This window comes from Alkalimarinus coralli (assembly GCF_023650515.1).
GTDB lineage: Bacteria > Pseudomonadota > Gammaproteobacteria > Pseudomonadales > Oleiphilaceae > Alkalimarinus > Alkalimarinus coralli.
The window spans coordinates 4070696-4084134 of record NZ_CP096016.1; the positions used below are offsets into that span (position 1 = coordinate 4070696).

Genomic DNA, 13439 nt, shown 5'->3' on the forward strand with positions numbered 1-13439 from the left:
TGTGATAGTGTGACTAAAAGGGAGGAAGGTAGCAATATCCAAGGCCATACAACCCCCACTTCGGTGACGACTCGTGCTAATCACGCAGTGTTAAGCCAGCGCCCTTTTAGCAACCGGTCTGATTTTGAAGATGCGAGTCGAGGTTTGATTGCCCAAGACAATGATTTAAGGACGAAAGACTCGGAAGGCAATATCGTATGGGATATGTCGGCTTATAATTTTATTGATTATAAGGGGGCTGATGGTGGCGCACCGGACAGTGTGAACCCCAGCTTATGGCGGCAGGCATCGCTCAATAATATTCATGGCTTATTTCAAGTGAGTGAAGGTATATACCAGCTACGAGGTTATGATCTTGCCAATATGACGATCATTGAGGGCGATACAGGCTGGATAATTGTTGACCCCCTCACAGCCAAAGAAACAGCCGATAAAGCACTAAAGTTCGCACAAAAACACCTTGGCATTAAGCCTGTTAAGGCCATTATTTATACCCATAGCCATATCGATCACTTTGGTGGCATAGAAGGGATAGTGCATAACTTGAGTGAAACAGAGCAGAAACAGCTGCGCATTGTTGCCCCTGCGGGCTTTATGGAAGAAGCGACCAGTGAAAACATTGTTGCAGGTATTGCCATGGGGCGGCGTGCTTCGTATATGTACGGCCGTGAGTTAGCCCGAAATACGCGGGGCCATATTGGAACAGGGCTGGGCAAGGGGCCTGCCTTTGGTCGTTTTGCGCTGCTTGCTCCTACTGAAACGGTGTTTGAAACCGGTACTAAGCTGAATATCGACGGTGTTCCATTTGAGTTTCAGTATGTTCCGGGCTCTGAAGCACCGGCTGAGATGACGTTCTATCTGCCCGAACATAAAGCGTTTTGTGGTGCTGAGTTACTCTCTCGCAATATGCACAATCTGTATACCTTAAGGGGCGCTAAAGTTCGTTATGCTAACCTTTGGAGTGACTATATTATTCAGTCCAGAGAAATGTTTGCAGAAAGCGAAGTGTATTTTGCAAGCCATCACTGGCCTATGTGGGGCAAAGACAATATACGCGACTTTTTGACCCAGCAAAGCGACACATATAAATATATACATGACCAAAGTGTGCGATTGTTCAACCAGGGATATACGCCAAACGAAGTGGCTGAAGCGATTCGCCTGCCTGCGAGCCTGAATACCGCATTCCATAATCAGGGCTATTACGGAACCGTTAAACATAATGCAAAAGCGGTGTATCAGGCTTACTTGGGCTGGTATACCGGAAACCCAGCCCAGCTAGACCCGCTGCCAGAAGCCCAAGCGGCAACCCGTTATATGGACATGATGGGTGGGGTCGATACGGTAGTAACAAAAGCACAGGCGGCGTTTGATGAAGCGGGGGGCGCGTCTGTTGAAGAGGGAACCAAAACCTATCGATGGATAGCGGAGTTACTTAACCATGCAGTGTTTGCTGACCCTGATAATGTGGCGGCAAAACAGTTATTGGCTAACGTTTATGATCAGCTGGGATATCAGGCTGAGTCAGCCCCCTGGCGAGATGTGTATCTTTCGGCGGCTAACGAATTGCGGCATGGCGCGCCTGAAAAAGGTATAGACGTCGCGGTAATGGAAGGGGTGTTGACAAAAACACCGGTAGTCAACTTCTTTGACTCGATGGCGGTTAGCCTGAACGGGCCTAAGGCTGAAGGAAAGCAACTTTCAGTCAAGATAGCGTTTACCGATTTAAATGAAAGCCACTTGTTATGGATTAACAATGCTGTGCTCAGGCACAAGAAAGTGGCCGCGGACACACCGGCTGATGCGACACTTAAGCTCACCCAGCCTTTATTAGTCGATATTATTATCGGTAAAGCGGGGTTAAAATCGTTATTGTTTGATGATGACCTATCGCTGGAAGGAAGCCGGTTGGACTTGATTGAGTTCTTTGGCTTGCTGGATCGTCCTGATGGGGCATTTAATATCGTAACCCCCTAGTAACTGAAACTGCTTAATTATACTTTTTGTCACTCCTGCGCCTTAGCGGGAGTGACCGTTGTTTCTGGATGGAAACTAGTGAGTCATTATAAAAAGTCCTTAACCGGGATTTGATAATCAGCCGGGTCAACTGCTTTTACGATCCGGTCTTGTACCTTTGGTTGAGCAAGGTTCAAGACTTCAGTTTTTATATAAGACCTGAATTTGGTGTGATACATCACTCGCAAAGTGGGTAAGCGCTGGTCGAATTCATTGGACTCAATGACTGCCCCGAGGCGCCCGCTCTCCAGCAAAACCAGAGAGCCCACCGGATAAATACCAATACAGCGAATAAAGTGGTTAACCAGCGCTCTATCCAAATGACTATCGCTCCACTCCAGCAGTTTTTTTATCCCCATGTTGGGGGTCATCCCTTTGTGGTAGCAACGGTCTGCGGTAATGGCATCGTAAACATCAACAATGGCGACCATTTTTCCATGCTGGGAGATTTCATTGCCTTTTAAGCCATCAGGATAGCCTGACCCATCAATACGTTCATGGTGCTGAGCCATCGTTGTCAGGGACAGCTCTGATACCCCCTCCATTCCCTTTAACATATCGCGGCCATAAACAACGTGATGTTTCATTTCGGTGAACTCGCTGTCGGTCAAGCGGCCCGGTTTATGGAGGATCTCGTCAGGAACCATCACCTTGCCAATATCATGCAGCAGCGCCCCAACCATGGTTTGGTGCATGGTCTCTTTATCCATGCTCATTGAACGGCAGTAGACAGACATCAATACGCTGAGGTTAACCGAGTGCTCCATCAGGTAAGAGTCTTTATTTCTAATGCAGCCCAGGCATGTCAACGCATGATGGTTGCGAAAAATCGAGCCGAGCATGTTGTCAGCCAGCTCATCGATTGAGCTGATATCTATTGCCTGGCCCAGTTTTACGTTATCCATTACGTTGTTGACCAGGCCAATGGCTTCGTTGTGGATTTTAGATGCCGTCACCATCTCGTCGGCCAGCGCAATGGTAGGCTTGTTATGAGGCTTAAGTTCCCCGGCTTTATCGAGCTTGCGCTGGTTGTCCTTTTCTATTTCATCTATCGGGATCGCATCCTGATGGTCTGTTCCTTTTTCGGTATCGATATAAAGCTCAGTAATACCCAGCTTACTGATTTTGTCGATGACCTCCTCGCTACGAATAAACCCCTTTCTTTTGAAGTTATTGTGGGGAATCCAGTCATTATTCATATCAGTGATATACATGCCGACCTGGAGGTTCTTTATAGAAATGCGCTTTTTCATGAACGTTAGTACTGGGCTTCTCTGAAAGTTTGGGTGGTGGGCCTGATAAAAGTATAGTTAGAATCCCAAAAAAGAGAGTGGAAAATAGTGACCAAGGTCATTACCGGTATCGAATATTAGGTTGCAACCTAATGATTAAACATTCAAACCCTGATATTCTGAAACTCATGTACATGCTTAATTAGGTTGCCGGGTTTGCAATTTCGCCCTGCGGCGGTTGTATTCCGATGACTGTTGGACTGTTGGACTGTTGCTTAACGGTGCCTATGCCGCCAGGGAGGTAAGCTCAACGTGTGTTTAGAACTTGTGAGAAAAGATCCGATGAAAAAAGTGCTAAAAAAAGTACTCAACACCATAGATGTTCCAAGCGATCTGGATTCTGTCATATCTATTGATCATAACAGTGAAGTGCCCCCAGAGTCGGTAGATATCAGTGAAAAAGGTGCTGAAGAAATATGGCAGTCTGTCCTGAATCTTTATAAAACAGGTACACAGCCAGCCATTGAGTTGTGTCTAAGGCGTAAAGGAAAGGTTGTTTTTAACCGGTCAGTTGGGCATGTTCGCGGCAATGGCCCGCTGGATACCGAGTACACGCCTAAAACCGTCGCAACACCGGATACGCCGATCTGTCTTTTTTCTGCCTCAAAAGCAGTCACCGCATTGCTGGTTCATATGCTGGCAGAAGACGGCAGCATAAATCTGCTTGACCCCGTGAGCTACTATAACCCTGAGTTTGCTCAGAACGGCAAAAAGAATATTACCATTCACCAGATACTTTCTCACCGTGGCGGCATTCCCGGTATTCCACCCAATACGCCGATTGATGTGTTGTGGAATAACGACGAGATCTGGCGACTGCTCTGCCAAGCAAAACCCATATCGGTTGATGGTGACCACCTGGCGTACCATGCGATTACCGGTGGTTATGTGTTGGAGCGAGTGATTCAAACCGTTACAGGCAAATCAATACAAGAATTTTTGGATGAAAAAATCCGTCAACCGATGGGGATGAAGTATTTCACCTATGGTGTTGAAGAAAAGACCCTGCCTGTTCTGGCTGAAAACTACATGACAGGGCCAAAACTGGGGTTCCCGGTTTCCTGGGTTGTTAAGCGCGCGTTGGGGGGGGATGTTGATACTATCGGGCAGGTGATAAACGACCCTCGTTTTCAAGAGGCCGTTATCCCGGCCGGTAACCTGGCGTCAACGGCTGAAGAAATTTCCCGTTTTTTCCAGATGATGAGAAATGGCGGCGAGTGGGAAGGAAAACGTATTTGTGACCCGTTAACGATTAAGCGCTCTATTCAGGAGTATGGCTCGTTACAGATAGATAGAACCATGATGATGCCCATGCGCTATAGTGCTGGCATGATGCTGGGTGGTAATCCGGTGGGCATTTGGGGGCCGATGAGTGGCTCTGCCTATGGACATATTGGGCTGATCAATAAAATGTGCTGGGTTGATGAGGCAAGAGATATCTCCTGCTCACTACTCACAACGGGCATCTCGTTTGTTGGCCACCATATTCCGAGTTTGGTAATGTTTGTTAATGCGGTTGCCAAGAACTGTGGTCGTATCACTCAGGATGAGAAAGCGGGCGTATTTGCTTAGCTGAGCTACTACGAACGTAATGTGGCTAATAGGCGTTGCCTGTTAGCCGCACAAATCTATTTCTCTACTAAGAGCCCTTTGTTTGATCTTCAAGAATACTGATCACGTTAGACATGACCTCTTTGATGTCTATGAGTGTTTGGGTTCGCTGTATAACGTCTTCTTTCTTTTCGTCCAGCCGCTCAATTTTGGGTACTACTCGTCGAATGCCTTCGGTAATGATTTCGTAAGGGTAATGGTGATCCTGAATACTGAGTTTGTTGAGTTCAGACATCTCCAGCGAGAAAATACTGATAATATCGTACAACAAGTCTTTTGATTCTAGTGTTGCAGCCTCCCAGTACGCATCATCCAATAATTCGATGAACGACATAAACTCCTGAATAGTACTGGCAATGGTTACTTGTTTCATTGGCTTTTTTCCTGATCTTTAAGCATAAAAGATTAAAAATTACCGGTAGCCTTGATGAAGCGAAGAGGCTGTGAAAGTATCCATAGGCTCCCCGCTGTATAATATCGTCGCCTAACGACTTCGAAGATATAAGAAAATGGGAAGACAATACAAGAAAACACACTCCCGCGATCAAGGGGATTTGTTTCCGAGCCATATGGATGACTACGTGCATGAGAGGCATCCCATCAGAGCCCTTGATGCCTATGTTGAATGTTTAGACTTAGGAAAGCTCGGCTATCAACATACCTTAGAAAACAAGGTTAATAGCGGGCAGCCTGCCTACCCTCCCGGTGCGTTACTCAAGCTTTACCTCTACGGATATCTAAACCGCATTAAGTCGAGTCGTCGGTTGGAACAAGAGTGCCACCGTAATATAGAGGTGATGTGGTTAGTTCAAGGGCTTAAGCCAAGCTATAAGACGATCGCTAATTTTCGCAGCCAAAACCGGCGTGCGATTCGGGAGACTCATAAAGAGTTTATTTTATTCTGCAAGAAACTTTCGTTGTTTGGAGGCCAGTGCATTGCTATTGACGGCAGTTTCTTTAAAGGAAGCGCGAGCCGCAAGAGCTTTACGACCACCACAGGTCTCAAGAAGAAGCTCAAAAAGCTAGAGGCGCATATCGAGCAATGGCAGAACGAGCTAGATCAGCAAGATGCGCAGGAAAAGGAAGAAGAAAACAAGCCCAGTGATATTGAACTGGAAAAAGTGCTTCAGCAACTCGAAGACTGGAAAAAAGAAAAACAAGATAAAGAGAGCGAATTAAAAAGGTTAGAAAAATCTAAAAAAACACAAGAGAGCAGTACAGACAAAGATGCCCGTTTACTGAACAAAGGAACTCAAAAGGTATCCGGCTACAGCGTACAGATAGCAGTAGATAACAAGCATCACTTGATCGTTTGCGAAGAAGTCACAACGGAGCCAAACGACCTTAAACAATTGCACCCAATGTCGCTAAAAGCAAAGAAAATACTGAATTCAGATGAGTTAGAAGTGCTTGCTGATGCGGGCTATTACAGCGGGGCGCATATTGCTAAGTGTGTAAAAGATAAGATAACACCTTATGTTCCCAAGCCTAAAACGGGGGGTAAAGGGAAAAAGGGAAGGTACACAAAAGACCAGTTCATATATGATGCGAGGAAAAATCATTATGTGTGCCCTGCAGGAGAGTCATTAAACCAACGAGGGTCGCCCCGCACACAGAACGGACAAGTATTTCATCGCTTCAGTGCATCAGAAACAGTCTGTAAAAGCTGCCCCCAAAAAGCAAGCTGTCTTGGGGAGAAAATACCTTGCCGAGTCGTGTGGCGAAGTGAGAATGCAGACCTGCTCACAGCTCATCAAGAACGAATGAAGGTAAGCAAAGGAAAAATGCGCGAGCGAAGTACACTCGTTGAGCACCCATTTGGCACGATGAAATCTAGAGCAGGTTGGAGCCACTTCCTGCTAAGAGGCCAAGAGAAGGTAGCGGCTGAGTTTAGTTTAATGGCGTTATGTTATAATCTCACACGTGCACTTAATGTGTTGGGGTTCGACAGGCTCCTTGAGGAGATAAAAAATAAAGCTCTGTTTCGCCTTAATAGAAGGAGCCCAGAGCTATATTTAAAGGCCTATAAGTATTACCTGTTTCTACAGACAATAATTATAAAGGCCGTTGTAATGACGCCAGATTCGCTTCGAGTTCGTTTTGAAGTCAAAGAATCTCTTGCTTGTTAATACTTTCACAGCCTCGAAGCGGAATCAGGGGATGTTGGCCCTCAGTGGCAAATCTTGATTCCAGCCGCGCCTATTTGTATCCAGCAGGCTGTGGGTACTGTTAGAGATTGAACAGCGAGTAAAGACTCATTTCTCTAAAGCATAGCAGGTTCAAGCAACTTTCGTAGCCTTGATGAAGTAGACCAGAATCAAGGGAGTTCAGTAACAACCCTTGATTCCTGTCGTGCTTACTTGCATGCGGTTGCGTCTAACGGCCGTCTACAAATGCGCCGGTGTAAGTTGTCATAGGGGTTGGAAGAGTGCCTGAGCCTTCTACATCAGGATCCACACCGGTTACATCGTAACCAGGATCCCGATAGGTTGTTCTATCTTCAATGTTTTCACAGTGGTTATCGATAAGGTCTTGCGTGGTTGGGTCTTTTAATATTAATGATGGGTCGCCATTTGAGGGGTTACAGGTGACAGCATTAACGAAGTCAGAAATAAATATTTCAGCTGCACCGGTTTCATAGTTAATGGATATTTTAAAGCGGTTGATTTCAGTGTTGCCATCTACAGTAAAGTCGGTGGCGGAAACGTATGCTGCCCGGTCGATTCTTAATTGATAGTCTTTGGTGATTTTTAAGGATTCATTACTGTCACCCCAGGTTACTTCGGATGCCAGAGGTGCGTTATTGCCTGAGGTTGAATAGGTGTCAGGGTTCAGGGCGGTTACGCTGGTTGCAAGTATTTCGTTGTTTTTTTCTTCCTTGCCGTCAACAATCGTAGTGACTTCCTTGAAGTATGCGATAGTTCTGGTTAGCTGTCTGCTTGATGATATAAAGCTCAAATCGAGGATATACGGTAGGAAATTACTGGTATCGTCCGGGTTACCTTCGTCACGTAAAATAGCTGACCTATTATTGTACGAGCAACTGACATTGTCGTTAATCGCGCCTTGAATTTGAACCCTGCCGCTTTGAATATTTCCTGCAGTATCCTCAGCTGAGGCGACTTGATCCATTGTATCAATGGGGTTATTGATCGAGGTTATTCCCGTCACAGGGCCATCATATACAGCAAACTGCTTTATCTTCCCCTCCATCAGAGTCACCATGTCCGGAACGCCTGCGACGTTGTCGGTGGGTTGAATGCCCTGTAAATAGTCCCAGCTTGAGCTTCTACTTAAATTCTCTGTAACAACAAATGTTGGAACCGGATATTCAAAAGGTGAGGCCGCATTAAGGCATATCGGTTCGCCGTTGGAGCCGAGAGCCTCATTTTTATCGCATCCAGATAATGTTAACGACAGCGCAGAAATTGAGGCCAGTATAATATTTCTCATGATCATCCTTTAAGTATAAATTGGGTGGCGACAGCATCAGGTGGTACCCATAATTAATGCGCTCATTTTCGCTATTAGACGCGGTTATTTCAATTGTCGTATTCGCTATCAGTGACGCAATGCCGGTTTAGTGGACAATTGGGCGGGTAAAATAACAAAAAACAGCATAAAAGTAGCAGATTGTCGAAGCAAAGTGGCGGGGATGGGTCTAGAGTTACAGTTGACTCCTCGTGTTGCAGGCATTGTTGTCTATAATCGGCCTACTAGCAGTGCATGTTGTTGGCGACGATGGGTTATTTGATTGAGCAGGTTAAGAAACCAACCAAAGGGACAATAGACCGAGTGCACCGTTTTCAAACATTGAGCTCGCCATCAACACGGCTTTGCCTGTGGTTGATCACTATTTTGTGCGGGTTAACGCCATCGTTATCTTCCGCAGACGAGCTGTATTCACGGCAAAAAGTGCTGGAGCTTAATGACCTGCAAGGCTCTTATGCGGTCAATGCTCTCGTACGCGTGTTGGAAGACCCGGACAACACATTAACGCTTAACGATGTAAGGCTGCCAGAGAAGGATCAAGCGTTTAGTCGCGCAGAAGAAGGCCCTTTAAATTTAGGTTACAGCGAGTCTGCTTTCTGGATAAAACTGCCGATACGGTATGCGGGGAAAAAGGACTCCGCTGAGTGGTGGTTTCAGCTCGACTTACCGCTGCTGGATTACTCTGAACTACATCTGGTTGTAGATGACGACAACTCGCCAGACCGTATTATCAGTAAATCAATGAGTTATGACACGCCATTGAATGAGCGTGATGTAGACCATGTCACACAGGTCTACCGCTTTTCGCTCGAAAAAGGCGAAAAAGCGACGCTCTACCTGAAAATACATAATAACTTTTCTATCCATCTGCCTTTGGCTATCTACACACCAGAAGGCTTTGCCACTCATATTGCAATTGAAGAACTTTTCTATGGTGCTTTTATCGGTGCCATCTTAATCATGACGGCTTACAACATGTTTATGTTTATTTCGGTCAGAGAGAAAAGCTTCCTTTTTTATATTTTGTACATGATGGCGTATCTGGTTTTTCTGATGACAGAGCGTGTACACGGCTTATCAGCGTGGGGGGAGATACCCTCGATATTGCATAAACAGAACCTGTCTTATTACATTTGGGGCTCATGGTTTTTTGCCTTACTAATGGCCCGCTCTTTCCTTGACACTAAAGAGAAAGAGCCGGGGCTAGACTTCGTAGTGAAAGTGTTTATTTACATTGTCCTGGTCTCAATGGTTGTTACGGCTTATGCAGACCTTACTACCGGTATCCAATGGGCTGTTTTTGGCACTTTATTATATGCTGTTTTGATGGCGTGGATGGCCTATACCGTGATGATGCGCGGGAATGCTGCGGCGCGATTTTATTTTGTCGCCTGGATACTGAATTTTGGCGGAGTGGCCATCTATGCATTGACGGTGACCGGGTTTATTCCATTTAACTTCATTACGGGTAATTCTCCTCATATTGGTATTGTTTGCCAATTAGTATTAATTTCATTTGCACTGGGGGATCGCCTTAAGGTGGCCCAGCGACAAGCCGTGCAGGCGAACCAGCAAGCGCTGGACAATATGAAACGGTACAGGTCATTGTTTGATAATGCAGTGGAAGGCATCTTTCAGATATCGCTAAACCGGCGTTTTATCGACGCTAACCCTGCCATGGCCAAAATGCTTGGGTATAGCTCGCCTAAAAAAATGATTAAAGACGTCCGGGATGCCATTAGTATTTGCTACCCGTTTGAAGATGATCTGGCCAAAGTGATTGAGGTTATCGAAGATGGGAATGAAGTCTATGAGATGGATGCCCGCTACATTGGCCGAAACGGCGATATTTGCTGGGCAACCTCAACGGTGAGAATTATCTATGATAAGAAAAATAACCCTTTGCACCTGGAAGGCACGTTTGTTGACATTACTGAGCGAATTGAGCGTGAACGGGTCGAAAGGGAGAGCGAACAGGCACGGCTGGAGACAGAAGTAGCTGAAGCATCAGCCGCTGCTAAAAGCCAGTTTCTGGCGAATATGAGCCATGAAATAAGAACACCATTAACTGCGATAATTGGATACGGAGAGTCGCTGCTGGACGACAGTTTATCGGATGAAGAGAAACATGAGTCATCTGAAGTGGTTGTGCGTAGTGGCAAACACCTGTTGCAGCTGATTAATGACATTCTCGACCACTCAAAAATTGATGCCGATAAGCTCGATACCGAGATCATGACGGTTAATCTACTGACACTGCTCAACGAGATTAAAACCTACTTTGATGCCAAAGCTGCCGAGAAGAATATCGACTTTAACCTCCAATATCGCTTTCCTCTACCGTCTGAAATCCAGACAGACCCTACGCGTCTAAAACAGATATTGATCAACCTTTGCTCTAATGCGCTTAAATTTACTGAAGCGGGCAGTATTTCATTAATGGTTAGCTGCGATCCCTTATCACGAAAGCTAACAATAAAGGTCTCGGATACCGGTGTCGGTGTAAAACCTGAGCAACTGGACAAACTGTTTGATCCGTTTGCTCAAGCGGCACCCTCGATCGCCCGGCAATATGGGGGCACGGGCCTTGGCCTGAGTATTTCCCGGCGGTTGGCCGAAATGCTGGGGGGCTCGATTACGGCTACCAGTGTATATGGAGAGGGTAGTGAGTTCGAGGTTACCATTTCAACCGGGCCGCTGGATGATACCCGCTTTGTTCGTGACCGCAGTGAGCTGCATAGCCAGCGCTCCAAACTTCAGGTAATTACCGCTCCGAGGCTACAGGGGCGGATCATGTATGCAGAAGATAATGAAGTCAACCGGCGCCTAATTAAGCAATTGGTCAGCAGAACAGGCGCTTCGCTAACGCTGGTGACGAATGGAGCCGAAGCGCTTGAAGCGGGTACTCGAAATGGTCAGAACTTTGACCTGATCCTGATGGATATTCAAATGCCGGTAATGGATGGTCGCGATGCCACTTTGGCGCTAAGGGAAGCCGGAGTGAATACGCCGATTGTTGCGTTAACCGCGAATGTGATGGCTCAGGATATTGCAGAATATAAAGAAGCGGGCTGCAATGAAGTAATGGCTAAACCGGTTGAAAAAAGCCCTTTTTATCAAATGTTGAGCCGCTATCTTGAGCATGATGGCGAAGCAGAACCACTGCATATCCCGCAAAAAGACGAAGCTACAGAGATGCCCGCTTTATCTGGTCGGGTTTTGTTAGCAGAAGATAACGCGGATAACCGCCTGTTGATGACGCGTTATTTATCAAAGCTGGGTATTGCTACGATCACCGCAGAAAATGGTCGGGAGGCAGTCAGCACGGCAATGCGGGAGACGGTAGACTTGGTGTTGATGGATCAGCACATGCCTGAAATGAACGGGCCAGAGGCTGTTTTGCTACTGCGCCAAACAGGGTTTAACCGCCCTATTCTGGCTTTTACTGCCAGTGACGAATCTGAAGAGTTGTCGAAGATGTCGGATGCGGGTTGTAACGGTGTTGTGGAAAAGCCCGTCAAATTAACTCAACTCTATCAGGTGCTCAGTGATTACCTCCCCAAAGGTGGTGCCGGAAATGCGGGTGAACAGAGAGAGAACCCATGGCTTGACCCGGATTTGTTGCCTATTGTGCAGCAGTTTGTGAAAGGAGTGCCGGAGCGAATTGAAGCAATGAAGCATGCGTTTAAGGATAGCAACTGGAAGGCCTTGTGTGATCAGGCTCATCAAGTAAAGGGCACTGCGGGTGCGCTGGGCTTTCCGGCTGTAACGGAAAAGGCCAGGCAACTTGAAGCTGCGCTGAAACAAGATCAGAAAGATAATATTCAGGGGTTATTTAATACCCTGGTTGAAACAACAGAGCAGGCCGTCATTGAGTTCAAACAAGCAGGGTTGGGTTAAGGCAATGATTTTATTAACAACTCAAATTCATAGTCTATGCTAAAGAATAGGGTTGTGCGTAACAAACGTCGTAAGTAACAAACAGAGTAGCCATCAATGAAAAGGTATGACCTACAGGATACAAACACCGAAAAGTACTTTGTAAATACAATGTATGGAACCTATGCAGACATTTTGTTTATATTGTTCCCTTTTCTGGTTATTGCTATGCAGCGAATCTGGAATGAAGAGGGCATTGAAATACTTAAACAGCCAGACCTGTCGGTTGCAGCGGCAATACTGGCAGGGATGGGGGTCGGCAAGTTTGTGCTTGGACTTATTGGTAACCGGGATTTAGGCCGTTACAAAGAACGTATTGTGTTCTTTATCGCAGTGACCCTGTTTTTTGTGTTGGGACCTTCGCTCATTCTTATTATTAAGATTGTCAACGAAAGTGATGTGCCCAAGTTTGTTATTTTTGCTCAGCCTATCTTGTTAGTTGTCTCGATTGCTCTGTATTCGACATCCGTTAGTATTGGCAACATAATGACCAAACATAATGGTGACGATGATACTGACGACGGTGATGGGGAAGAGCTGAAAGAGGGTGAAGCGCCTGTACCTTTAAATATACAGTCGAAAGTCGAGCAGGAAGCCCAAAAAGAAGAAGACCTGCGAATCTGAATTAACATAAGTTTTTAGTCAAACAATTATAAATCTAAGAGGTAAACGTCATGCGCAAAATTAGTGTGCTCATGGTAGAAGACGAACCTGAAATGCGGGATCTCCTTCGGAATACACTGCAAAAGGTAGGGATAGACACCATAGGCGATGCCGAAGATGGAAAGACCGCTCTGGAGGCCGTTGTAGAGTCAGGCTATGACATTGTCATGTTGGATATTGGCCTTCCCGACATGGATGGGTTGTCTGTACTGCAGGCAATGAAACGGCTTAACAAGAACGCATTTGTTGTGCTGGTGACAGCGGATGACTCAATTGAAAGTATACAAACGGCGATTAGCTCAGGTGCCAACGGCTACGTGGTAAAACCCTACTCTTATGAGAAAATTCTTGATGTGATCAATAACTATATGATGACAAACAACATCGGTGATGACGTTATTAGAGACATTAACAACCCAATGTAGC

General features: G+C 46.0%; 9 protein-coding genes. 6 read left to right on the forward strand and 3 right to left on the reverse strand.

Annotated features, from left to right (window positions below):
• The first annotated feature begins 9 nt into the window (after positions 1-9).
• A complete protein-coding gene (locus MY523_RS18270) occupies positions 10-1977 on the forward strand; it encodes an alkyl/aryl-sulfatase (protein ID WP_250656115.1) in 1968 nt (655 codons plus the stop codon).
• Between the two features lie 86 nt (positions 1978-2063).
• Here the strand turns inward: MY523_RS18270 and MY523_RS18275 are convergent, their stop codons facing one another.
• Positions 2064-3269 carry a cyclic di-GMP phosphodiesterase gene (locus tag MY523_RS18275; RefSeq protein WP_250656116.1) on the reverse strand — a complete coding sequence of 402 codons (1206 nt, stop codon included), beginning with the start codon at positions 3267-3269 and terminating at the stop codon, positions 2064-2066.
• A 321-nt stretch (positions 3270-3590) separates the two neighbouring features.
• Here MY523_RS18275 and MY523_RS18280 point away from each other — a divergent pair, with 321 nt between their 5' ends.
• The gene (locus MY523_RS18280) at positions 3591-4880 is read left to right on the forward strand and encodes a serine hydrolase domain-containing protein (protein ID WP_250656117.1); all 1290 of its coding nucleotides are present in this window, start codon (positions 3591-3593) and stop codon (positions 4878-4880) included.
• 67 nt (positions 4881-4947) lie between these two features.
• Here the strand turns inward: MY523_RS18280 and MY523_RS18285 are convergent, their stop codons facing one another.
• The gene (locus MY523_RS18285; protein ID WP_250656118.1) at positions 4948-5292 is read right to left on the reverse strand and encodes a hypothetical protein; all 345 of its coding nucleotides are present in this window, start codon (positions 5290-5292) and stop codon (positions 4948-4950) included.
• Positions 5293-5428: 136 nt separating this feature from the next.
• Between MY523_RS18285 and MY523_RS18290 the strand changes: the two genes are divergently transcribed.
• Positions 5429-7048 carry an IS1182 family transposase gene (locus tag MY523_RS18290; protein ID WP_250655547.1) on the forward strand — a complete coding sequence of 540 codons (1620 nt, stop codon included), beginning with the start codon at positions 5429-5431 and terminating at the stop codon, positions 7046-7048.
• 247 nt (positions 7049-7295) lie between these two features.
• On the opposite strand, the gene MY523_RS18295 is transcribed toward MY523_RS18290, so the two are convergent.
• A complete protein-coding gene (locus MY523_RS18295; protein WP_250656119.1) occupies positions 7296-8372 on the reverse strand; it encodes a hypothetical protein in 1077 nt (358 codons plus the stop codon).
• A gap of 288 nt (positions 8373-8660) precedes the next feature.
• Here MY523_RS18295 and MY523_RS18300 point away from each other — a divergent pair, with 288 nt between their 5' ends.
• The 3 genes from MY523_RS18300 to MY523_RS18310 all read left to right on the forward strand — a co-directional run bounded on the left by MY523_RS18300 (position 8661) and on the right by MY523_RS18310 (position 13438).
• Entirely contained in the window at positions 8661-12311 is a 3651-nt protein-coding gene (locus tag MY523_RS18300; RefSeq protein WP_250656120.1) for a response regulator, read from the forward strand.
• A gap of 96 nt (positions 12312-12407) precedes the next feature.
• Entirely contained in the window at positions 12408-12974 is a 567-nt protein-coding gene (locus tag MY523_RS18305) for a hypothetical protein (protein ID WP_250656121.1), read from the forward strand.
• Positions 12975-13024: 50 nt separating this feature from the next.
• Entirely contained in the window at positions 13025-13438 is a 414-nt protein-coding gene (locus MY523_RS18310; protein WP_250656122.1) for a response regulator, read from the forward strand.
• Position 13439: the final 1 nt, after the last annotated feature.